This window comes from Microbulbifer maximicatervae (SeqCode) (assembly GCF_052467065.1).
This window is the reverse complement of the sequence record NZ_CP174299.1, coordinates 3,538,658-3,562,032: the sequence shown is the minus strand read 5'-3', so window position 1 is coordinate 3,562,032 and position 23,375 is coordinate 3,538,658. Positions and strand designations below refer to the sequence as shown.

Sequence of the window (23,375 nt, the reverse complement as noted above, 5' to 3'; positions counted from 1 at the left end):
TTAGTGACAATAATTTGGAATTCACCTTTATGCAGTGGCAATGGTGCAGCTTTAAAGAGCTTACGCTCAGTCAACTTTACGAAGTTTTGCGAGTAAGGCAGGAAGTTTTTACGGTAGAACAAGACTGCCCCTATCAGGATGCCGATGGCAAAGACCAACACTCCTGGCACCTGATCTGCTGGGAGGGAGACGAAAATAACCCGCAGGTTATGGCCTACCTGAGAGTTGTTTTCCCAGGCCTTAAATACCGGGAACCCTCGATAGGAAGAGTGTTAACCGCAGAAGCCAGTCGCGGAACAGGCCTGGGCAAGGAGCTGATTCGCCGAGCCGTAATGCACACATGCGAAGAATACCCCAACACTGGTATTCGCATTTCAGCTCAACAACATTTGGATAGATTTTACGGGGAGTTTGGTTTTGAGCAGGTGTCTGAGCCGTACCAGGAAGACGGCATCCCGCATATCGAGATGTTACGCCCTGCCAAGTAATTGAAAGGGATCTTATAGGTCCGATGGAAGTTTTGGGGCCCTGCAGAGGCACTGCGGGACCCCAAAAAATCTAGCTGCTACCCAGTGGATTGGCACCGGCGGATACAGGCTCACTATCCGACTGACGCGCCCTGCTATAAAGGCAAGAGGCCGCGATTCCAGCAGCAATTAGCAACCACACAACATTTACGACCAGTGATGCTCTCACAAAGGAATCCTCACCAAACTGAGCAACGTGCACTACAACTGCACCGACGCAGGCGATAATTGTGGCAATACGCAGAGACATAGACCACTTGGCCACTGTCCCCATGAAGGCAGCCGCAACGCTTAACGCCAAGGTCACCAGCCAGAACACCTGCGCAGCATTTAGCTTAAACGCCAGATAAGTCACCGCACTCAGAGCAATCGCAAATGGTACACCCCATACCTGAGCCATCCAGACTCGCTCCAAACGTACGGCGGGATTGCCGCGCTGACGCTTGCGAACAAACCAGATATTGATGCCGGATACCACCAGCAAACACATCCCCACCCCCAGCAAGAAGTAAGCAACTTTCACTGGGAAACCGGAAAAGTGGCCAAAGTGTAAACGGTACGTAGAAAGGTAAACTTGCTTAGCCGCGTCTCCCTCAGACCAACCCTCTTTTTCAATCAGGCTGCCATCGGGATTAAAGTGGTAACGCTCACCCCAGACCAACCGCTCTGGAACCCGGGTCCACACCTCAACAACCTGGCCTTCACGTCCAGGAAATGCCACTTCTAAACGAGTGCGCTCTTCTTCCGGTGCGATACGATCCATTGTTGCCAGAATTGCAGCATAATCCGGATAATCAACTTCAGGGGCGTTTTCCTCCATCACCGGATGATCCGCGTAAAGCATGTGCTCTACCTTTTCCGTATCACCCTCAAAGAATACGCCGGCAATTGCAAAAGCGGCTACCTGGGACAACCCGATAAAAGCCCCGGTAATGGCTATGGCAAGATGAAAGGGAGAGGCCCAAACCCCCAGGCGATTGTGCAAATCCACTTGCTGAAGACGCTTGGAGCCAGAAAGACGGAAAGAGAAAGCGTCTTTAATAATTTTGGGATGGGCCAGCAAACCGGAGACGATCAGAGCGGACATCACCATCCCGATCAAACCAACCAGGATGACTCCATAACCAACAGGAAGGTTGAGCGCGTAGTGCAGGTAGGCCAGGAAGTGGGTCCACTCATGCTCCACCTTGCCCAGCAGGGAACCATCTTCAGCGACATATCGCTCCATATCGCCGACTTCAACCATCAATCTGGGCTTATCCTGATTGGGGATGGTGAAGGTAATTGAATCAAGATCCTCTTTTTCCTGCTTAGCTAACGCAATAGCATTTTCTGTAGCCGTCCGATACACAGAGGCTTCAACATTGAGGTTCTCCAACTCAGAGGCCTGCTCCCAGCGTTCGAACTCATTGTAAAAAACCGCCAGTGTTCCGCTGACACAAACAATATATAAAAGAGTGGAGACCGCCAGGCCGAGAACTGAGTGTCCATCGGTCATATCACGGACAAAGCCAGGGGTCGGTTTAAAGGAAAATTTCACGTTAAATTCCTACTCAAGTCCGTTGATCTATGCTGCCGAAGCGGGAAGCGCAAAGGTCAGTAACAAGCCGCTGACCACCGAGAAAGCCAACATGGCAGCCGAAGGGCGCAGAAGCTTTTTATCGGCACAGCACCAAACCATCGCCAGGGTCCAGATTATCACCGACAGGAAGGCTCCGCCGACCAAGCGGACAGTTTCAGAAAACCCGGTAAAACCAAAGAAAAGCAAACCGGCGATCAAACCACTGGCTGCGGGCAAAAGAAAGGCAGCCATAAAACGCAAGAAGCCCCGCAACCACAATGGAAGCAGGGCTTGAGATTCGGGTGTTCCCGAGCGCTGTTTTTCAACGGGCCTGGGGCCACTGGGCCAGTCACCCTTAAGAGCCAATAAAGCAAAGGCTCCGAGTATCACTATTAAAGTGGCAATACTGATTCCATATTCCACCCCAACAATTGAGCTCCACCCAAAAGCCGACAACACCATGGCTCCCCAACCACTCCAGCGGCGCACGGGCTCTGCCCCTCTGCGGGACCAGGCGGAATAGAGGAGCAGAATCCCGGCCAAAGCAAAGGCACTGGAGACTCCTGCAATCATATAAAAAGACATTGGCATAACCATAACAGTGAGAGGCTCGCCTCTCGTCTGGTTGCTTAAACGTAAAAAAGGGAGCCCGCCCACAGACTCCCCCTGCGGACAGGCTCCCAGTCTACACTAACTTAAAAAATGTACCGTGCTTCTGCAGTGACGTAACGACGCTCACCGTAGAAGCAGTCACCGCGACTCAGGCAAGCTGTAGTATGTACTTCATCAGACAAATTTTTTCCTGTCAGCTGGAAGTGCCAGCTATCCAAGGTATACCCGATCGATGCGTCGTATAAGGTGTAAGACGGGTTGTACGATGGGAAGGTTCCCGTGGGATCTTCAACACCGGTGTAGCTCTCGCCAACATGACGAGCGCCCATGCCAATACTCAGCCCCGGAAGCAATGCGCTCAGGTCATAGTCGCCCCAAATAGTCACTAGCTCCTCTGGAACGGCCTCAATCGCAATACCGACTTCACCGGCAACATTACTCTCGGTGATCTCGGTGTTGGTGGTGCTGTAGCCAGCTACCAAACTAAGGTTGCCTAATTTACCAGTTACCTCTAGCTCAACACCATCAATTGAAACTTCACCGGTTTGAGTGTCAAAAGTAATATCAACCGGGTCTGTAGTAAGGCGGTTTTTCTGCACAATATCGTAAGCTGCAGCGGTAACCAGCAAGTTGGTTCCCTCTGGCTGGTACTTCACACCAACCTCTACCTGCTCGCCCTCAATTGGCTTGAAGGAGTCACCGTGGCGATCTGAACCGCTTACAGGCTCAAAGGATTCGGAGTAGCTGATGTAAGGAGAAATACCCATATCAAATGCATACATCACACCCAAGCGCATGGTGGTAGCATCATCATCCACAGTAACCGGGGAACCCTCAGTTTGCGACTCGGTGGAGTCCCTACGAACACCAGTAGTTACTATCAGGTTTCCAATTGTCATATGGTCTTGGAAGTAAAAACCCAGCTGCTCGGTATCTGTCTCCGGTCCATTCGCAATCACTATGTCTTCTGGAATATACCCATACTCCGGCTCGAAGATATTGATCACACCACCATAAGCGTAGCCATAATCATTATCCGTAGTAGCATCCTGGCTATCCAAGCCGAATGAAACTTGGTGATCGACAATACCTGTAGTTAACTCACCAGACATGCGTAAATCAAAAATCAACATGTCTGTACTGGCTTCACTGGAAAACGCAACACGTTGCATCTCAGTGATATTAGGGTTGAGGCGAGAGTAGTCGAAGCTGCCATACATGGTGTTGTAGTCTACTTCACCTTTGGCATAGCGGATGCTGGCATTTACACCCCAGTTATCACTAAAGCGATGATCAGCCCAAATGCTGTAAGCGGTCTGCTCTGTATTATATTTATCCCAACCTGGCTCACTGAGGAAAGTGTCAGTTGGGATATCACCGTTGGCGTTATCAATACGGGTACCACCCCAGGGCAAGAATGCTGTAGAGGTACCACTCTCATCATCTTGGTAAGTAGTCTGGAAAGTAATCTCGGTGTTCTCACTCGGACGCCATGAGATAGATGGCATCAGCAAAGTGCTGTCATTATTGACATAGTCTACTTGGGTATCCGCAGATCGCTTATAACCTACAACTCGGTAAAGCCACTCACCATCACTATCCATGGAGCCAGTGACGTCCGTAGCAAATGCCTGATGGTCATAGCTACCAGCTTGAACCACTACTTCTCCACCAAACTCTCTCTGCGGGCGCTTGGATACTAAGTTTACGATACCGCCGGTAGAACCCTGTCCATAAAGTGCAGAGGAAGGACCTTTGAGAACTTCTATGCGGTCATAGGCGTAGAGATTAGCACGGGCACTTGTGTAGCTACCGAATATAGACTGAAGGCCATCAATAAAAATCGCAGGATCAACACCGCGCACCAGAGACCAATCACCACGGACATCAACGCCGTAGGTTCCGCCATTCACCCCTGGCGTATATTGCAGAACATCTTGAACCGTTTTCGAGCCGATATCGTTGAAAAAGTCATTGTCCAGTACAGTCACAGAAAAAGGGGTTTCGTGTACGGAAACATCCAGCTTGCCCACAGAGGTCTGACGGGAAAGGTTCAGATGTCCCGTAACATTAACCTCTTCAATACGCTCATCTGTGTTATCCGCAGCGAACGCCACAGAAGAACCGCCCGTAGCAATAGCCAGCGCCAATAAAGAGCGGCTGATTCCAGAAATTACAGGAGAAGCTTTTTGCATACTTTTAACTCGAGCGGTACTCATGGAGATCCCTCAACGCCAACTGAATTTGGATGGATCACAGTCTAACTGTGACCCAGGTAACTGGGCGCGAATCCTAATAGGAATCGTTATCATCTACAACATTATTGGAACATTTTTTTACTAAAAAGAGCGATGACATGATTAGGGACAAGAAATACGGCATTAAAGGACAGCATTGCAGCCTTCAAGCTGCACTTTCGTACCATCAGAATGACTTGATGGAATGAGTAAAAGCAGATTCTAAGGCAGGAAAAATACTAAGTGGCCGCTCAGTAGCGACCACTCAGATTGGGATTGTATATATCGGGATTTGATTTAGGGAGTTCCAGACAAAGATCCCCTACTTCCTAGGGGTAGGTATAACTAGCCTGCACTCCCAAAGGCATCCCCAGTGTCCAGTAAGCCACCAGGAACAGCGACCAGCAAATCAGGAACACAATGGAGTACGGCAACATGATGGATACAAGTGTACCAATACCCGTTCCCTTCACATAGCGCTGGCAGTACACAACCACCAAGGGGAAGTAAGGCATCAGCGGGGTAATAATATTCGTGGAGGAATCACCTACCCGGTAAGCCGCCTGGGTGAGATCAGGGGAGAAACCGATCTGCATCAACATAGGCACAAATATGGGGGACAGCAACGCCCACTTGGCAGAGGCAGATCCCACAAATAAGTTGATAAAGGCTACCAGTACAATAATGCCCATCAGGGTAATCGGGCCCGGCAGCTCCATCGCCGCGAGCAAGCTCCCTCCCTCTACCGAAAGCAGCGTGCCCAAGCCGGAGCGGGCAAACTCAGAGATAAACAACGCACAGAAAAAAGCCATCACGATGTAATAAGCCATGGAGCCCATGGTTTTGGACATCGCATCAATAACATCCTTACTCTGGCGGAAGGTGCCGGCCGCATAGCCAAATACCACACCGGGAATCACAAACAGCAGGAAGATCAGCGGCACAATCGACTTCATAATCGGCGCTGTGAAGGAGGCTAATTGCCCTTCTGCATCGCGCAAGGCTGAGGTCTCTGGCAGCATCCAGGCCACAAGCCCCACGATACCCGCCACCATCACAGTTACTGCCAGGTACATGGCTTTTTTCTCGCGGGCGCCCAGCTCCTGCATTACTGGCATATCCGCTTCATCGCCATCCACCTCTACATTCTTGAGGCGGGGCTCGATGACCTTATCCGTCAACCACCATCCCAACAGGGTCACCAGCAGGCAGGAAGCCGAAGTGAAGAACCAGTTATTAAGGGGGTTTACCTGCATCTCCGGGTTGGCGATCTGTGCGGCTGTCTGGGTAAAGCCTTGCAGTAAGGGATCAATCGCTGAGGGAACAAAATTGGCAGAAAAGCCGCCTGAAACTCCGGCAAATGCCGCAGCGATACCCGCTAAAGGGTGGCGCCCTGCCGCATAGAAGATCACCCCTCCGAGAGGAATTACCAATACATAACCCGCATCTACGGCTGTATGGCTGACGATGGCCACCAAAATCAACATAGGTGTCAGCAGCATCTGCGGCGTTACCGCCAGCAGCTTTTTCAATACCGCATTGATAAAGCCACTCTGCTCAGCCACACCGACCCCCAGCATGGCTACCAACACCACCCCCAGGGGCGCAAAACTGGTAAAGGTAGTTACCATACCAGATAGGAAGCGGGCCATTTCACTACTGGAAAGCAGGTTGGTTACCTGTATCGCCTCGCCGGTAGCGGGGTGTAAGGCCTCGAAGTTAACACCGGAGAGAAGCCAGGAGAGTACCCAGATTCCCACCATCAAGATCAAAAACAGAACGGCGGGATCGGGTAATTTATTACCGACAACCTCAATAAAATTGAGCGCTCGATTAATCCAGCCATTTTTATTATCGGCACTATTGCCGGCATCAGGATTTGCCTGAACGTTTTCCATGTTTGCACCCTGTACATTTATTATTTTTTATTAAAAAGGAGGCCGATACTCCATGGCCTCCTGCTTTTTCAGGAAAAGCTCTAACCTATCTTGCGGATACCAACCGCGTGACGCAACTTCTCGATAAAGGGCGCAGAGTAAGCGCGAGCTTTAATAGCCCCCTTCTCCAGCTCCGTTTCAATTTGGTCCGGGTTAGCCAGCAGCTCATTGTAGCGCTCGCGAGCTTCACCGATCTGGCCGTTCACCAGCTCAAACAACTGCTTCTTGGCCTCACCCCAGGCAATGCCCTCTTCAAAAGCTTTGTGCATTTCTGCTGTCTGTTCTTCGCTGGCAAATGCCTGCCAAACCTGGAACACAGTGGAAGTATCCGAATCTTTTGGCTCACCCGGCTCCAGCAGGTTGGTTTTGATTTTATTAATGTGCTTTTTCAGCTTCTTCTCAGGAAGGAACAGCGGAATAGTGTTGCCGTAACTCTTACTCATTTTGCGGCCATCCAGGCCCTGCAGCACAGCTACGTGGTCGTCAACTACCGCTTCTGGTAAAGCGAAGTGCTCGCCGTAGTGGTGGTTGAAGCGCTGGGCAATATCCCGAGCCATTTCGATATGCTGTACCTGGTCTTTACCCACCGGCACCTTATTGGCATTGAACATCAGGATGTCCGCGGCCATCAGGATCGGGTAGCTATACAGCCCCATGGTGACGCCAAAATCGGAATCTTCGCCATCGGCGCGGTTGGCATCTACCGCTGCTTTATAAGCGTGGGCACGGTTCATCAGGCCCTTGCCTGTCATGCAGGTGAGCAGCCAGGTTAATTCAGGAATCTCATGGACGTCGGACTGACGGTAGAACACCACATTGTCGGTATTCAGGCCCAAGGCCAGCCAGGTTGCAGCGATCTCCAGGGTGGACTGATGGACCTGTGCCGGGTCCTGGCACTTAATCAGTGCGTGGTAATCGGCCAGAAAGTAGAACGATTGGTTGTTTTCATCCTGACTCGCGGCGATCGCCGGGCGGATTGCACCCACATAGTTCCCCAGGTGTGGAGTACCGGTTGTTGTAATACCGGTTAATACGCGCTGTTTCGTCATAATTCCTTCGTAGTCTGTACTGTCATCAGGCAATAGAAACCGAATCATACCCCTTTAGTGCCCAGGGGTGTATCAACCAAAGGTACCGACTCCCCATAGCCGTACCAACACGCGGCCAACGTTAAGCCTCAACCGCCACTTTGGCGGAAACCTGGAATTGGCGCTGATATTCACTGGGTGAAATCCCAAACGCCCGACGGAAATGGTGACGCAAGGTCGCACTACTCTCAAAGCCAGCCAGTTGGGCTGCTCTGTCTACAGACTCCTTACCGGACTCCAGTGCCTTCTGCGCCGCCCGCAAGCGCTGCTGGATCAGCCACTCCTTGGGAGCAATTCCCATCGACTGGCGAAACTTTCGGTCAAAGCTACGGCGGGATAAATGGGCACGCTGCGCCAAATCATCAATTTTAATAGCGCCATCTAAGTTGCCTATCGCCCAATCCAGCGCGGCGGAGAAGTGATCCGGCCGTTTGGCAACCGGCATCTCCACATATTGGGCCTGGCCACCCTGCCTATGAGGAGCCATCACCAGCCTCCGAGCCACCGAATTGGCCAATTCATAACCATGGTTGCGCCGCAAAAACTCAATGCCCAGATCGATGGCCGCACTACTACCCGCAGCACACGCCAGTGCGTCCTCCCACACGTAGAGAACGTCTCCCACATACTCCACCGCAGGAAAGCGCTCACGAAAACGCTCCGCAAACAACCAATGGGTAGTCGCCTGCCGACCATCAAACAGCCCCAATTCCGCAGGCAAAAAAGCACCGGAGCAGAAAGTGAGAATCTGGCGGCCGGCAGCGGCAAACTCAGCCACCGTCCTATGCACCCGCTCCAAATAAGCATCTTGTGGTTGTGCATTGGTCGACCAACAGGGAATCACCAGCAGATCATAATCCATCAAACTCTCTACCCGCCGACAAGCCAGAGCCAGACCGCCGGTTGCAAGAGGGTTTTCCTCAGCGAAAGTCACAATTTCACCGGTATAGAACTCGCTAAGTTCAGGTCGGGGTAGGCAAAAGAGTTCGGTAGCGCAACCGAGTTCGAAGAGTGAGACCTGCCGGTGGGCGAGAACAGCCACTTTCTGGCTCTTATTAGGCTTTTGTGCCAACGTCGACATAGGTACCCCTAACCCTCAGCAGTTAATTAAATTAGGTTAACGAATAAATCCAATTCAGCATACCCAGTTGAGCAGTTATTGAAAGCAATGCAGGGAATAAAACCCTCAACCTTTGAAGCATTATTTAATCGGTAAATCACCATCATCCTCGAATAAGTAAAGCCGAACCCCACTAGCCAAAGCCGACCCACAAGTTTGCACGCAGAATTGGCGCAAAATTAATGCTATCTGGCTCAGAGGTAGATCGCCCGGAAGCAACCAAAAAGGGACACTATCGCCACTTGGAAACCTGACGAACCACCGAGAAATCACCGGGAGTAATTTATGAGTTCAGCCGTAAGTAGAGTGCCCGCTGCCAACAGCCAAGATGCGCTAAACCACTTCCAAAACCTCCTATCTTTTGAAACAGACTGCTGGGATGTACACCACGCAGTCGGCCAGAATCGCAAGGATTTCGTACTTTTAGATGTGCGAGGTGAAGAGGCTTATAAAAATGGACATATACAAACAGCCGAATCCTTACCATACAGCCGTATCAATAAAGACAGGCTGAGCGAATACCCTTCAGATACTTTATTTGTCGTCTATTGTGCAGGCCCACACTGTAATGCGACAGAAAAAGCAGCTATCAGGCTGGCCACACTTAACAGGCCGGTCAAGAAAATGATCGGCGGCATCACCGGATGGCTAGATGAAGGGTTTACCCTCATCCAAGAAACAGCCAAATCAATTTAATTCCTATTGTTAACCTCTTACAGGATGACATAGCTTGGCATAAGGATGTGTCAAGCTATCAAACGCCGACTCAAAGAAATACTGATTGAATGGTACTCATATGTTTGTTCGCCATGCCCACCCCACCGACTGTTTCTATCTCTACAATATGATGCGCTGCTTAGCCAGGCATAATAATTCAACTGACTCTTTCCATATTACTCAAATTGAATTGCAAAATAGGTTGTTTCAAAGGAAAGAGTATCAAGTGCTGGTTGTGGAACAAGACCACAACCTTGAGGGGTATATCAGCTTTAATATTATTCCAGAAAATGAAAGCTCGGCGGCCAGGGCTATTATCAGTGAGCTATATATCGGGGATTGTGATACAAACCGAAAAGAAGAGATTACCCAAGCCCTATTGAGTGCAATTGCGAAAGAAGCTCGGAAATATCGCTGCATCGATATAAGGTTGAAGGTATCTTCAAAGGGACATAAATAAAAACGGGCTTTTCAGCAAGGATTGCAAGTTCAACTTATAATACAAAAGAGATGGAGAATTCTACAACTCACCTGACAGAAAACAATTAGCCCTTCCGCCACTTAACTAGCATTGACATTCAAAAGAGCCTTTTGGCAGCAAAGAGACACTCGAACCAGAGTGCGTATATCGCCTGCCAGCCAAAGGCTAAAACTTTATGCTTGAGGTCCAGCATCTTAATCACTTGCCCCAGAATTATCCCCCTTACGACATATTCAAGCCTCCAATTTCTGTTTCTTTTTTATCCTCACATAGACTTCCTCACGATGGATAGGCAGTGACTTAGGTGCACTTATGCCTATCTTAACTTGATTTCCTTTTACCTCCAGCACTGTGACTGAGACATTTGCTCCAATTCTTAGATACTCACCTGTCCGTCGCTTTAAAATCAACATACTTATTTCCTTCAATAATCAAAGTTTGGGCACTTCCGGGAAAGGGGGAACTTGTGATTCAACATTTGAAGGAAATATGGGGTGGTGCGCGAGGGCGGTAGGCACAGAAGAGGAAAAGGCGGGCGCCAGACTTCCAGAGCTTGGGAATTGGTCCCAAGCTGCTGAATGTACTCCACTTTATTGAAGACGAGCGGGTTTCTAGCGTATTATGCATATAGCCAGTGCGTCCTGAGTATTTTTTTATTTTTTATTTTTATAAATAAAAAAAATACGTGCTATCCAGGAGATGGAGGTCGGCCCTCCGTTATCGCTTTGCAGGAAGTGATAACAAACCCCCTCAAGGTGATCGGAGTAAAGAGCTTTGGTTAGAAGCGCTTGAGGAAAAGGCGTACGAGATACGTCAGGTATGTTGTGTAGAGACGAATGCAAATGAACCACTGATGAGGTGTCGAAAGCGTATTACCAAGATGATGTCAAAACCCGTGCACTGGCTAAGTGCGGGGATAAGCTTGGAGGTTACCTGTTTACCGACCGAGTGGCATCCGGCATAGAGGTGGCGTGAACACACAACAGGCTTTTGGGTGGAACAGGAGAACCTGTCGTCCAGGTGTTAAGGAAGAGCGTCAAGTAGAGGCCCTGCAAGACGTTGAGTACCAAGACTGGTCACAGGGGCGGAACAACCCGTAGTAGTGGAGAAGCGGCTGTAATGGACGTGGAGCGAAGGGGTTGTCGTATTCGGCGACTAACCGTGTAATCAACCCAGATGGGGAGGAATTAACGATTAGCGCAAAGCCATTCAATATTCCCAAGCGAGCGGTTTGGGAAGCGTGGAAGCAGATCAAGGCCAATGGCGGCGGAGCGGGGATTGATGAGATAACGATAGAGCAATATGAATCGAATCTCGCCAAAAACCTGTACAAGCTATGGAATCGGATGTCATCTGGCAGCTATTTTCCATCAGCCGTCAAACGAGTGGATATTCCGAAACTCGATGGCAGCCTGCGACCACTGGGTATCCCCACAATCGAAGATCGCATTGCGCAAATGGTGGCTAAGCAACTGCTGGAGCCAGAATTGGAGAAGGTATTTCACCCTGACTCCTACGGCTATCGGCCAGGCAAATCTGCTATAGACGCAGTGCGCCGAGCTCGACAACGATGCTGGGATAGAATCTGGGTAGTTGATTTAGATATCAAGGGTTTCTTTGACAATATTAATCACGAACTCCTGCTGAAGGCATTAGATAAACATAATAATCATCAGTGGGTCAGACTCTATGTACAGCGCTGGTTAACGGCTCCAGTACAACATCGGGACGGACAGCTTGAAGAGCGAACACAAGGTACTCCACAAGGGGGTGTAATCAGCCCTCTACTGGCAAACTTGTTTTTGCACTACGCGCTGGACGCCTGGATGGTGAGAACGCACAGAGATATTCCTTTTGAGCGTTACGCGGATGATGCTGTTTACCATTGTCGTAATCCTCGAGAGGCGGATCGCTTACTGGCGGCTCTAAAAGCACGCTTGACTACCTGCGGGCTTGAGGCTCATCCAGAGAAAACGCGCAAGGTCTATTGCAAGAACAGTAATCGTAAAGACTCCCACCCAGTGATCCACTTTGACTTTCTGGGCTTTCGATTTGGTCCCAGAAAAGCAAGGAATCGCCAAGGACAGATCTTCACCGCATTTAGTCCTTCAATGAGCCCTAAGGCCTTCAAGAGGATTAAGGATAAGGTCAGGCAATGGCGAGTAATAAACTGGGTGGATCGATCACTATCTGAAATGGCAAAAGTACTTAATCCCGCAATACAGGGTTGGCTGAACTACTATGGTCACTTTGGGCGGAGATATGGTGTTTATCGACTTCAGAAGTATCTTGACCAAACACTGATGCGTTGGGCCAGGAAGAAGTTTAAGCATCTGAAGCGAAGCTGTTTCAAGAGTTGGGCCTTTATTGGAAAAGTTCGTCAACAAATGCGCGGCTTGTTTGCACACTGGAGAATGGGAAGATTGAAAATGTGCTGAATACGAAGAGCCGTATGAATTGAGAGGTTCACGTACGGTTCTGTGAGAGGTCGAAGGGGAAGTTCCTTTGGTCTACTCGACTTTTGATAATGTGTGTATCAATTTGGTTAGCTGGCCCCGGGTGTTGGTAGCACCTTGGGTCAGCGCCTTTTACTTACTCTTATGTCACGCTACCGTTCTCCTTTAGGGGATGGGTCTTTTAGAAAACTCTCAGCTCTCTCCAGGCTTTCAAGCCTGTAAAGCCTTTTTAATCGGCTCACTCAATTACGATCAAACCACTAAAAGTATCTACCGATTCTACGCAGCTTTGACATTAAAACAAACTTAATAAATTCCAATAAGATCATTTTTGTGCCTATATTTTTATATATTTATAAATTGGAAAATTTCAGATAACAATCAGCAGCTCCTATTTAGACTGGAACCCTCCCTGTGTTTTTTTCGAAAAGCCTGAAGAATTAAACCCTCATTACCGTAGCAGGGAAGAGCCTTCTGAATCAGGTTAAAACTTCCAGTGAATCAGTTTCACAAACAGCACATAGTGCGTTTTGAGCTAGTGATAGTGTAGACATTCTAATTTATGACCGTGTGAGCAATAATGATTGGGTATGCTCGCAATCAAGTGGGGGGCAGCTAAAAAAATATTTTCCAAATTTAGCCTAAGGAGCCTCTGAATAACTCCGTGATACCTCTGGCTTGCAAAGCGGTTCACAATCAAGGCGCGGCTTCGCAGGAATGTCTAGACCTTTCAAGAAGTCGCAACGCGGAGTGTGAATCGCTCTGCGAGCCCCGAAGGGCGGGCCTTGAAGGCTACAGCTGCTGCGTTGCAGCTCTTGCAAAGGGCTACGGCCATTCGCGGCGAGCTGCGCCTAACATCTGCAGCCTTCAAGACCCGCAGAGGCATTACGGAGTTGTTCAGAGGCTCCCTAATTTAATAATACTTGAAATCAAGATACCCAATACCAAAACGAAAAATCCTAACCTGTGACAACCAAGAAAGATATTAATCATTAACCAGCAAAAAGAAAATCCAATCACCTACCATTGCTTGCTAGATATGTAAAGTAAATAGAAGCTTCAAAGTATAGAGCTAAAAAATTGAGCCCTAATCTCTAGATCGTACCAACAGTAAAATTCAGAGAGATAAATAAAGGAAAGAACTTGAGTTTTCACCCTACTGAACGGCAGGGTAAATAAAGCATGGTTGGACCCACGAACATGAGTCCAACTGATATAGGAATATTCCTAGAGATCAAGAAAGGTATCGTCTAACTAGTAGACATAAATAGCTCCCGCAGCATCCGCATCATTCAAATCTGGGTTAGCCATAAGCCCAGTATCCGAGCCCTGCTCTTCTGGAGCGCCCACTACCAGGGTATCGCCATCGCCACTTAAAGCGATTGAAGTTCCAAAGTAGTCACGCTCATCGGTATTATTAGCCTTCAAATAGGCACTCTCAATCCACTTTCCATCAACCATCAAATACATATAGGCCGCGCCCGCCCTAGATGCCGAGTTGTCAGTGCTATCAGCGTAGAAACCTATACCAGCACTACTCTCCTGAGCACCTACCGCAAGTAATGAGCCATCATTGTTCAAACTAATAGACGTACCAAAAGCATCATCTTCATCGGTATTACTTGCCTTGAGATAAGTACTTTGGTGCCAAAAATCTTCCTTATATGAAAATAGATAGACAGCACCATTATTGAAGCCATCGCGATCATCAGGATCCTCTGAAGCACCGGCCTGAAGTGGGGCGCCCACAGCGAGCATGTTGCCGTCACTACTAAAACTAACATCCCAACCAAAACGATCGCCCACTCTTGCACTATCTGCAGTAAGTAGCTGTTGCTGAGCCCAGCCTCCATTATTGGAGAAGATATAAGTTGCTCCCCTGCCACCATGCCCACCAATAGCACCAACCGCCAGAATGGAACCATCATCACTCAAGCTAACGGATGAACCAAAGTCCATATTTGAATTACTATCACTTGCCTTCAAATAAGCTTCTTGGCCCCACTCAACCCCAGAATACTGGAAGATATATACTGCACCAGAATCCAAAGCGTCGTCATTATCAGGGCCACTATTGACACCGGTAGCACTACTATCTTCAGATGGGGCTGCAACTGCCAAGGTTGTTCCATTACCGCTTAAACTCAACGCCCGCCCAAAAAAATCATAGTAGCCATGATTATCTGCTCTTAGTTTAGCGCTGTGAGTCCACTCCAAATCCTCACGGGTGAATATATGTACTGCGCCAGCCGAAAAGTTATCATCCTCACCATTTTCTTTGTAGGCACCAACAGCCAACGTATTTCCGTCGCCACTGAGACTCACTGCAGATCCAAATGCAGCTCCACTTTCAACCTCTAAAGCTTTTAAAACAGCTCGGTAAACCCAACCATCTTCACCATAATCAAAAATATATACAGCCCCCGACCCGCTAGCTGCATTATTAAATTCATTTAACTCATTACTATCTTCGCCAGTCGCACCAACAGCTATTGTAGAGCCGTCGTCACTAATCGCAACGGACCAACCAAACTGGTCACCGGCTTCGGCATTACCAGCCTTGAAATAACCAATACTATCGACAACTTCCTCATCAATCGATATTTCATTTGAATCCAGGCAAGTTGTATCATCACAGCTTTGCAATATATAGCGAGCATTCAATCGCTCAAATAGAGGCACCTTAATTTCTACGACTTCAGAACCTGCAGAAATTTTATCGCTAACTACTTCATAGCCAGATTGCCCATCTTTGTTCTCAAGAAGTTGATAATAGGTAGCCCCTTCAACATCCGACCATTCAAAAGTGAACACTTTTGCTGAGTTGAAATATAGGTAAGGAGTCGCCGCCTCTGAGATCGAGGAACCTCCGCCACTATCATCTCCTCCACCAGATGAGCCGCCCCCACAAGCGCTCAAGATCACACCACATGCAATAACTACCGAACTGCTTTTAAACTTCACAACATCCCTCCCCAAGGAATATGGATTGAATCGCGCGCAACCCTACCAAGCTTCAGTGAAAAGAAAAACCAGAAATAAGATAAAGTGAGAGGCGAAGGAGATTAAAAAGTAAAGTTATAGTTACAATGGTTGATATCGTGATAACTTGGGAGGCTACCTTTCAAGAAAAATAGTTTCCTGCACTCCCCCAAAAAACACATAAAGACAAAAGCACAGCAAAAAGGGACATATTGTCGAAAACGAGCAATAAAACAGAGTAAATTAAAATAGAAACGCTAAATAAATTAGCTCATTCATAATCGAAATGTAAATGCGTAAAAGTAAAACGATTGAGATATGATTTTTGGCCTTTGACCACTTTTTCACACTCATAAAATGGTGAACCAGCTCTTTCATCAAGCAAAGTAGCTGTGACACTTATCAATAAGCGGTCCTCCCGCTCATTAAACATCAGGTCGGTTATACCCCAACCTAAAGAATACCACTGCATTGGCCAGAATATCCGACCCCAAGCCATCAGTTAGCAAGCCCTTACAAATACAGGCAACCTCATTAGGGTTAATAATATCCATGGAAATGGTCTAATAACCATATTCAGCACGCGGAAATTTAATATAGAAATCAAATACTGAAGCTCTATTTTTACAAAAAAAATCGGCTATGGGGAATAGAGGTAAGCGCCCCCACAGAATTGCGAATTCCTGCCATCTTAGCCTTGGCAAACAACCCATAACACCTACTCATAAAGCCACTTGATGCCATCAGTAGCAACCTGAGCTGCCCGCTAGTTAATTTCTGCAGAAAACTCATTGATTCACAACCCCACACAGGAGGTAGTGGATAAAAAATAGTCAGCAAGAGAAGCTGGAAATTAACCAATTCCTGGGCTTGGAAGAAAATGTGGCGCCACATCACTAACCCCAAATGATAATAATTTTTATTTGCGTTTAGTGCCTGACTGGGGTAGCCTAGTGCCCCATCATTACTTCTTCTTAAAAATTAATATCGGGGATAGACCCTATATATATTGCTTAAGTTTAGAAACACAGGGACTGTCATTACTGCTGTCATGAACTCAAATTTATTTTCTCTTACCGCTCCAATTCTTTTTGGGCTTCACAGCCAGCCGCAAAGTTCGAAGGTAAAGAAGCAATGGGTGAGCAGCTATCGCTTAATTCCCATCATAAAAACATGGATCGGTTCCAACTGGGAAGCGACGCTAACTCACATTGAGAATGAGAACCAAATACAGCACCATGGTCAAACAAACAGCCTATGTGATACCCAATATTTCACAGGCAATACCTTTGGTAATTTGAAGGTTAGTATTCTAGATAAAATACTTGCCTCTATGGCCGGGACTCTTTATTTTTTCTCTGCAACAGTTGGTATTGTTATCGCTAACCCTCTAGGATCAAATGGCTTAAAGAGTGCGGTATATGAAAAAATCACAGAGAAGAACCTCTCCTCCAAGCACCTCCCTCAAGACGAAAAAATATAGATACTGAAGAAGCTACGACATCATGAACCAGGACCCCTTTAGTGATAGTTACAACTCAATATCTGCGTTTTTAGGTGGGTTTCAAAATATCGAGTCCAATCACTTTTCTGGTTGCCTGATAGAAACCACTTTTAGCGTGAGAAACTATTGTGACTCGTTTTTTGAACTGCTTAATATTCCTTTTTCAGATGCATTAAACAACGCAGTCCCGTCCCGACAGGCCGAATTTCTTGCTGGGCGAGCCTGTGCTCACTTTGCCCTCAGTAAGCTGGGTATGCCGGTAAAAGAAATCCCTGTAGGGAAGAACCGCTGTCCAGTTTGGCCAAAGGGTGTACAAGCTTCTATTACCCATGCTAGCAACCGAGCAATCTGTGCAGCCAGCACTACGTCTAAAGGGCTTGGAATTGATTATGAAACAATTATTTCAGATAAAACTGCCGAAGAAATCAGACATAATATAGTCAGTAATTCAGAAGTAAGGCTACTATCAGAGAGCAGTTTTCCTCTGGAAGAGTGGCTAACAATAGCTTTCTCAGTGAAAGAAAGCTTTTTCAAGGCGCTATACCCAAAAGTCGGAAAGTACTTTGACTTTCTGGATGCTGAAATTACTGCACTATCGCCCCAGCAACAAAAGTTAGAACTAAGAATTTTGCAGGACCTCTCCCCCAGAGTTCTCAGTGGAAGCACCTATACAGCCACCTATCAACCCCATCAAGACGGCATATTAAGTATCGTTGAATATTAATCACCACCGACTATACCGACAGCACTTCCGTTAAGAAGAGAAGGACCATTTTATGTCTGACGTTCCAGCTATTCTGAGCGCACGGACTCATATGAAACTCCTGGGTAATGACGAGCTAATCCAAAAAATGCCCTGCCCGTCTGATACAGCTTTAGCGATCGAGCAAACTCGCCACCAGGTTGCCAGAATACTAAGCGGTGAAGATGACCGCCTACTGGTTGTGGTCGGTCCGTGCTCAATTCACGACCCTGAAGCTGCGCTAGACTATGCGCAAAAACTGTCTGAAATTCAAAACCAGTTTGAAAGCAATCTTTGTCTTGTCATGCGTACCTATTTTGAGAAACCGCGTACCACCGTAGGCTGGAAAGGTTTTATTTATGATCCTCATTTGGATGGCAGCGCCGATATGCATACCGGGCTCACCAAAGCCAGGGAGTTATTGCTCAACATCAATGCACTGGGACTAGGTACTGCCACTGAATTCCTGTGCCCTCTGAATGCTCTCTACATAGCAGACTTGATTTCCTGGGGAGCTATCGGCGCTCGTACCACGGAGTCACAAACACATCGGGAATTAGCTTCTGCACTTCCCTGCCCTATCGGATTTAAAAACAGTACTGATGGAAATGTCAAAGTTGCAATGGATGCGATTCAGGCAGCTCAATCTCAGCAGATATTCTGTACCACAATCCACAATGGAAAGCTTGAAGCTGTTCAGTCTACAGGCAACCCTAATTGCCACTTAATTCTTCGTGGAGGAAGAAGGCCCAATTACCATACTGAGGACATAGAACAGGCGATATCTCAGCTTGACTATGCATCGCTCCCCACCGGCATTATGGTGGATTGCAGCCACGGCAACAGTCAGAAAATACACAGCAATCAAATGGGTGTTGCGGAATCTCTCTGCGATCAAATTAGTACAGGGCAAAGAAATATTTCAGCAGTAATGATTGAGAGCTTCCTCGAAGAAGGGAGCCAAAAAATTTGTCCCTGGGACAAAATGACTTACGGACAATCGGTTACTGATGCTTGTATCGGCTGGAAGGATACTTGTCAGGCATTAGAGATACTTTCTGAAGCTGTTGTCAGACGCCGCCATCTATTTACCACCTATCACAATATGGAAATAGAATTAAATCAAGGTGCTATGTAATAGTATTACAGGAACATTTAAGTTGCCAATCCCCCGAGGTGATAGCGGCACTGGCAACCAGTGCCAACTTTTTTAGCCTCTGGCCCAGATTCTATTTGTAAGTAATGCAGCCCAATAGGTATGACCTAAATTTTCAACGACACAAGAAAGAAACTAAGAAAAACACAACAAGGTTCAATTTATTTACTTTAGAGCGTAAGAAACATTTCATGCCAACTCAAGCCACCATGAGTAGAATCAGATTTACCTTGATGAATAAATCCATATTTAGAATACATACCAACAAGTTCATCCTGACATATCAGATAAATTCTCTTTTTCCCTAGCTCACTCATAGAGCTAATAAAGCTGTTCAATAGCTTATTTGCCATACCCTTACCTTGATATTTGGGGTGAACCACCAGAGACATAATAACAATATTTTCTCCACTCGAATCATGGCCTACCAACTCTTTAAACTCTTCATTAGACAACTCTACGTTATGAGCTGCTCCTGAATTAATAAAACCTATAACTTCCTTATTATTCTCTATAACAAGGAAACCTTCAGGGTAAGTCAAAATTCGCTTTAAAATCTTTTCTTTTGTTGCTGCCTCGTTACCAGCGTAAGATACAGATTCAATCTCAAAGCACCTAGCTAGATCCCTCTCATTCGCAGAGCGAATATTAATTTCAGACATCCTTGAGCAAAACTCCATGTTCATAAACCAAAATAAAGGGATACCGCCCTTTCACTGATACCAGAGGGCATACGTATCAACAGTTATATCAACCTTATCTTTCGTAGTATATAGCCTTCAACCACTAAATTATATTGAACTAAACTACCTTAGCCATAAGATAGACATCAGCATACTCACCATTTCGAAATGCATAATTTTTTGCAGTGCCTTCGACCTCAAATCCATACTTCTTATATAGACCTATAGCCTGTTCATTATCAGTATAAACCTCTAACTCTATACGACGAACGGCAAGCCAGTTAATAGATAAGTTGAGCATTGCCTCTAAAAGCTTTGAGCCAACCCCACTCTTTTGATGCTCTTCACTTACTGCCATACCTATATTTGAGACATGCTTTCGCCTTGGATTCGAGAATACCTCCATTCCAATTTGACCGACGATCATCCCATCCAGGACAGCTACGATACTATAAAAGTTATCGGGGATATTCCCCAGAAACTTTTCCCATTTATCTATTGAAGGGTATGGGACTTGAAGTGTTCCCGCATAGCAGGAAGACTGAGCATATATATCTTTAATTTCAGGAATATCTTCCTTTCTACTATGTCTAATTTCTATACTCATGGACCGATTCTCGCACCACTTAATATCAATTTAACCAATTTATTAATCATTTAAACTAATCACCATCCAAGAGTATACTCTTAACATTATGAATTTCTGTAGAGATAACCTTCTTGTTCTGGCGCACCTCCAAAGTCACGACCCCACCTGTACAAATATAATGTTTCTCAAAATCTGGATGCATCGTAACAAATTGTTTAACCTCAGCTCCAATAAGCGCACTAAACAAAGCATAAGTGAGTGCATAACTACTGTTATTTGAACTTTCACTAAAATTATAGGTTATGTCACAACCTGAACCTTCATGCCTCTTAAAATCTACACCGCACCGAACATAAGCAGTCCGTAATCGCTTAAATGCACACATAACCTGTTGGTACCGATCATCGGTTCCCTCCCAGGAATAGCTCCAATAAGAATGAATATCATCATTATGGGGTGTTTCATTCTTGCTCGGGATCATATTGAAAAATATCATTTCCCAAAAGTAGTCATCCGGCACTTTTATTTTTGTTTTCGTTATGATTTTTACGGGCTTAATTGGTTTTGGTACTTCGGTACGGGAATCAATTAATTGGCCTTCAAAAATTGACTTGGGTAGCCCCTGATGCCACCAAGCATACACAGTTTGAATCAACTCCGTAACTTCAGATTCATCGGCCTGGCAATGCTCTTTTATTAATTTACCACCTTCAACCCTGTAAAAAATCTCCCACGAATCATCACCCGATATATATGCCCTAAGATCAATGGGGTTAACTAGCTGTCCATAAAATAACAATAGCTCATCAAGTATCTGCTCCGCTTGCATACCTAGAACGTATCGAATACCGATTACGGAGCCGTACTTTTTAAAACTCTCCGGACGAACTTCAAAAAAGTCACTAAGCTGCTCTAGTAATTTCTTCGCAAGTTCGAGTCCGTGTTCCGGGCTTAATATAGTGGCAGCGTTTACAAAGTCTGATTCAGACTCACTATCCAATAATGACAAGAAATCTTGAACCTCAATCGACTTCGGCAGTTTCAAATAAATATTAGAGGGAAGTTCAGCCACTTTTTCTCCATAAAATTTTTATAATTGATATTGCAATAAAACTTGAAATTTATGCGCACTATAATTCATACAAGCACCCCTTTTGGGAGAAGCGAGCTATCCACTATATCCATATAGTCTTTTTGCTATGCTTACTGGTGCTTAATGATAGATCTAACTCTTTTCATATTTTCATTATCACGCCTATAAAAAATAGAATTTTACTCATCCGCCCTTTTCTATCTGTAAAACGGTGAAAGGTCCATCGTAGTGCAGCTGACAGTTAAGCTCGTGCCGAGAATGCTCTGTGATATACAACCTCTCCACTTGGAAAATCGTCATCAAACGACAGTGCCTGGAAGTACTCTACGGGTACATCGGGTAAAATCAGCCCTTCGACAACTTTGAAGCCAAAACGCCCGTAATAAGCAGGCTCCCCCAGTACAACGCAGCCTGCCGCACCTTGTTCTTTGAGGTCAACCAGGGCGCTCCGAACAAGCATTGAGCCAACTCCTCTGTTCTGATACTCAGGTAGTACTGAAATCGGCCCGAGCCCGAACCAGTTGGCTGAGCCATCAGAAATAACAACTGGAGAAATGGCAATGTGGCCTATAATTTCTTCATCCACTTCAGCCACCTTTGATATAAATAATGCGTCAGCTTGGCGAAGGGCCTTCACGATAAACTGCTCAGAGTGATCAGTATACGGAGCGTCCCGAAAAGCCAAGGTAGTGACTCTGTGGATTGGCTCAATATCTCTTTTACTCTCTTTGCGTATCTGAATATCCAAATTTTGCTCTCTCTAAATTTTTTAAACTATTTTCCCAGCTTTGTTATATTGAAATTTTTTCTTTAAATTGACACTCTTTCTGTCTCCCACAAGTAGATTACTTTTTGAGTAAATTCCTACGATTCTTGATTCATCTGATTTGATACCTTAACGCATTACGTAACAGGCATAGAATATGACGCAACTTGTTCATGCACCTTCTTTTTGGCCGACGATGAAAGCTGATAAGCTGCCAGGCCATACCATATCAAAGTAACTGCCACCCAAATCCTTTGTGTCACTCCTTTGTATTCAACAGGCATATATCCATAACTAAAGAACCAAAAGAAAACAACGTGAATCAAGGTTACAAGTACGCATAAATCCTGGAATTTCTTTGAGATATAATAATTGCGCATCTCTAAAGCAAATATAGCAGGAACAACCATTAAGATACTTGTTAGCCCATATACATCATGTAATGGGCTATTCATAATAAAGAGCCCCGCAAAAATCCATGTTACGCCAAATGCAAACATCGTTAAAAAAGTAAATTTAGCCTTTGCGAGTGACAAACAAGGCAGAGAAAATATACACATAGAAAGACCAATCAATATATCTGTAAGTCTATGTGAATATGAAAAGAAAGGTGATTCCAATGCTAACTCACTAATATGCTGAGTCACAATACTATAGCCTGGCAAAAACAACCCCAAGAAAATATTATACAGTGCAAACACAGGTATCAGCATTGCCTGCCTAATGAATATCAAATCCCGATTACCCAAAACTCACTCCATCTTGTAGAAAAATTAACATCCACATCTCAGACAAGCCAGCGCTACCTGACTGCCCAATGCAGGCTCATGTGATCGAAAAACACGGCATCAGCTTATCAAGTAACACCCTACATTGTGACGTAAAGTTGCCGAGAATACGCATGACAGCGATTTATAGCCAATAAGGCATTTTCCAGGATACTCTCTCCAACACTATTGCCAAATAAGAGCGCGTACCTAGAGTTCTCCGAATCTTGTATTTTGAACTCGTACTCAATATCGAAGTACTCAGCTAAAATATCCTCGATATAATCGAGATGATCCCAACTGAAAAGCTCTAAACACATGCCAAAATCTGGATCACAGGAAATTCTAAGTTCTTTC

21 protein-coding genes are annotated in these 23,375 nt (G+C 46.1%); 7 read left to right on the top strand and 14 right to left on the bottom strand.

Going from position 1 to position 23,375, the window contains the following annotated elements; all coding sequences use genetic code 11:
• The first annotated feature begins 29 nt into the window (after positions 1–29).
• Positions 30–488: a GNAT family N-acetyltransferase gene (locus ACJJI1_RS15810; RefSeq protein ID WP_413665131.1), complete on the top strand. Its 459-nt coding sequence runs from the start codon at positions 30–32 to the stop codon at positions 486–488.
• A gap of 70 nt (positions 489–558) precedes the next feature.
• Here ACJJI1_RS15810 and ACJJI1_RS15805 read toward each other — a convergent pair whose 3' ends face one another.
• From ACJJI1_RS15805 to ACJJI1_RS15780, 6 genes are all read right to left on the bottom strand, one after another.
• Positions 559–2,067 (bottom strand): PepSY-associated TM helix domain-containing protein, encoded by a 1,509-nt coding sequence (locus tag ACJJI1_RS15805; protein WP_444957248.1) that lies wholly within the window; start codon positions 2,065–2,067, stop codon positions 559–561.
• Positions 2,068–2,094: 27 nt separating this feature from the next.
• Complete coding sequence (locus tag ACJJI1_RS15800; RefSeq protein ID WP_444957247.1) at positions 2,095–2,673, bottom strand: hypothetical protein; 579 nt, start codon at positions 2,671–2,673, stop codon at positions 2,095–2,097.
• A gap of 110 nt (positions 2,674–2,783) precedes the next feature.
• Positions 2,784–4,919, bottom strand: coding sequence for a TonB-dependent siderophore receptor (locus tag ACJJI1_RS15795; RefSeq protein WP_444957246.1), 2,136 nt, complete (start codon positions 4,917–4,919; stop codon positions 2,784–2,786).
• A gap of 347 nt (positions 4,920–5,266) precedes the next feature.
• Entirely contained in the window at positions 5,267–6,835 is a 1,569-nt protein-coding gene (locus tag ACJJI1_RS15790) for an AbgT family transporter (protein ID WP_444896666.1), read from the bottom strand.
• An 80-nt stretch (positions 6,836–6,915) separates the two neighbouring features.
• The gene (locus ACJJI1_RS15785) at positions 6,916–7,923 is read right to left on the bottom strand and encodes a tryptophan--tRNA ligase (protein WP_444957245.1); all 1,008 of its coding nucleotides are present in this window, start codon (positions 7,921–7,923) and stop codon (positions 6,916–6,918) included.
• Between the two features lie 121 nt (positions 7,924–8,044).
• Positions 8,045–9,043: a helix-turn-helix domain-containing protein gene (locus tag ACJJI1_RS15780; protein WP_444957244.1), complete on the bottom strand. Its 999-nt coding sequence runs from the start codon at positions 9,041–9,043 to the stop codon at positions 8,045–8,047.
• Between the two features lie 324 nt (positions 9,044–9,367).
• Here ACJJI1_RS15780 and ACJJI1_RS15775 point away from each other — a divergent pair, with 324 nt between their 5' ends.
• Entirely contained in the window at positions 9,368–9,778 is a 411-nt protein-coding gene (locus ACJJI1_RS15775; protein WP_444957243.1) for a rhodanese-like domain-containing protein, read from the top strand.
• Between the two features lie 100 nt (positions 9,779–9,878).
• Entirely contained in the window at positions 9,879–10,259 is a 381-nt protein-coding gene (locus ACJJI1_RS15770; protein WP_444957242.1) for a hypothetical protein, read from the top strand.
• Between the two features lie 254 nt (positions 10,260–10,513).
• Here ACJJI1_RS15770 and csrA read toward each other — a convergent pair whose 3' ends face one another.
• The gene (gene csrA / locus ACJJI1_RS15765) at positions 10,514–10,693 is read right to left on the bottom strand and encodes a carbon storage regulator CsrA (RefSeq protein WP_413665123.1); all 180 of its coding nucleotides are present in this window, start codon (positions 10,691–10,693) and stop codon (positions 10,514–10,516) included.
• Positions 10,694–11,419: 726 nt separating this feature from the next.
• Between csrA and ltrA the strand changes: the two genes are divergently transcribed.
• Entirely contained in the window at positions 11,420–12,718 is a 1,299-nt protein-coding gene (gene ltrA / locus ACJJI1_RS15760) for a group II intron reverse transcriptase/maturase (protein ID WP_282931929.1), read from the top strand.
• Between the two features lie 1,272 nt (positions 12,719–13,990).
• On the opposite strand, the gene ACJJI1_RS15755 is transcribed toward ltrA, so the two are convergent.
• Positions 13,991–15,700, bottom strand: a complete 1,710-nt coding sequence (locus ACJJI1_RS15755) for a histidine kinase (RefSeq protein ID WP_444957241.1) — start codon at positions 15,698–15,700, stop codon at positions 13,991–13,993.
• Positions 15,701–15,989: 289 nt separating this feature from the next.
• Positions 15,990–16,190, bottom strand: coding sequence for a hypothetical protein (locus tag ACJJI1_RS15750; protein WP_444957240.1), 201 nt, complete (start codon positions 16,188–16,190; stop codon positions 15,990–15,992).
• 666 nt (positions 16,191–16,856) lie between these two features.
• Between ACJJI1_RS15750 and ACJJI1_RS15745 the strand changes: the two genes are divergently transcribed.
• Genes ACJJI1_RS15745 through ACJJI1_RS15735 form a run of 3 tightly spaced genes read left to right on the top strand, consistent with a single transcriptional unit; the run spans position 16,857 to position 19,102 of the window.
• Positions 16,857–17,201 (top strand): hypothetical protein, encoded by a 345-nt coding sequence (locus ACJJI1_RS15745; RefSeq protein WP_444957239.1) that lies wholly within the window; start codon positions 16,857–16,859, stop codon positions 17,199–17,201.
• A gap of 22 nt (positions 17,202–17,223) precedes the next feature.
• Complete coding sequence (locus tag ACJJI1_RS15740) at positions 17,224–17,946, top strand: 4'-phosphopantetheinyl transferase family protein (protein ID WP_444957238.1); 723 nt, start codon at positions 17,224–17,226, stop codon at positions 17,944–17,946.
• Positions 17,947–17,998: 52 nt separating this feature from the next.
• Positions 17,999–19,102 carry a 3-deoxy-7-phosphoheptulonate synthase gene (locus ACJJI1_RS15735; protein WP_444957237.1) on the top strand — a complete coding sequence of 368 codons (1,104 nt, stop codon included), beginning with the start codon at positions 17,999–18,001 and terminating at the stop codon, positions 19,100–19,102.
• A gap of 188 nt (positions 19,103–19,290) precedes the next feature.
• Here ACJJI1_RS15735 and ACJJI1_RS15730 read toward each other — a convergent pair whose 3' ends face one another.
• The 5 genes from ACJJI1_RS15730 to ACJJI1_RS15710 all read right to left on the bottom strand — a co-directional run bounded on the left by ACJJI1_RS15730 (position 19,291) and on the right by ACJJI1_RS15710 (position 23,000).
• Positions 19,291–19,782 (bottom strand): GNAT family N-acetyltransferase, encoded by a 492-nt coding sequence (locus ACJJI1_RS15730; RefSeq protein WP_444957236.1) that lies wholly within the window; start codon positions 19,780–19,782, stop codon positions 19,291–19,293.
• 139 nt (positions 19,783–19,921) lie between these two features.
• The gene (locus tag ACJJI1_RS15725) at positions 19,922–20,410 is read right to left on the bottom strand and encodes a GNAT family N-acetyltransferase (protein ID WP_413665117.1); all 489 of its coding nucleotides are present in this window, start codon (positions 20,408–20,410) and stop codon (positions 19,922–19,924) included.
• 55 nt (positions 20,411–20,465) lie between these two features.
• Positions 20,466–21,464 carry a hypothetical protein gene (locus tag ACJJI1_RS15720; RefSeq protein WP_444957235.1) on the bottom strand — a complete coding sequence of 333 codons (999 nt, stop codon included), beginning with the start codon at positions 21,462–21,464 and terminating at the stop codon, positions 20,466–20,468.
• A gap of 262 nt (positions 21,465–21,726) precedes the next feature.
• Entirely contained in the window at positions 21,727–22,233 is a 507-nt protein-coding gene (locus ACJJI1_RS15715; RefSeq protein ID WP_444957234.1) for a GNAT family N-acetyltransferase, read from the bottom strand.
• Between the two features lie 155 nt (positions 22,234–22,388).
• Positions 22,389–23,000: a DUF998 domain-containing protein gene (locus ACJJI1_RS15710; RefSeq protein ID WP_444957233.1), complete on the bottom strand. Its 612-nt coding sequence runs from the start codon at positions 22,998–23,000 to the stop codon at positions 22,389–22,391.
• Positions 23,001–23,375 lie beyond the last annotated feature (375 nt).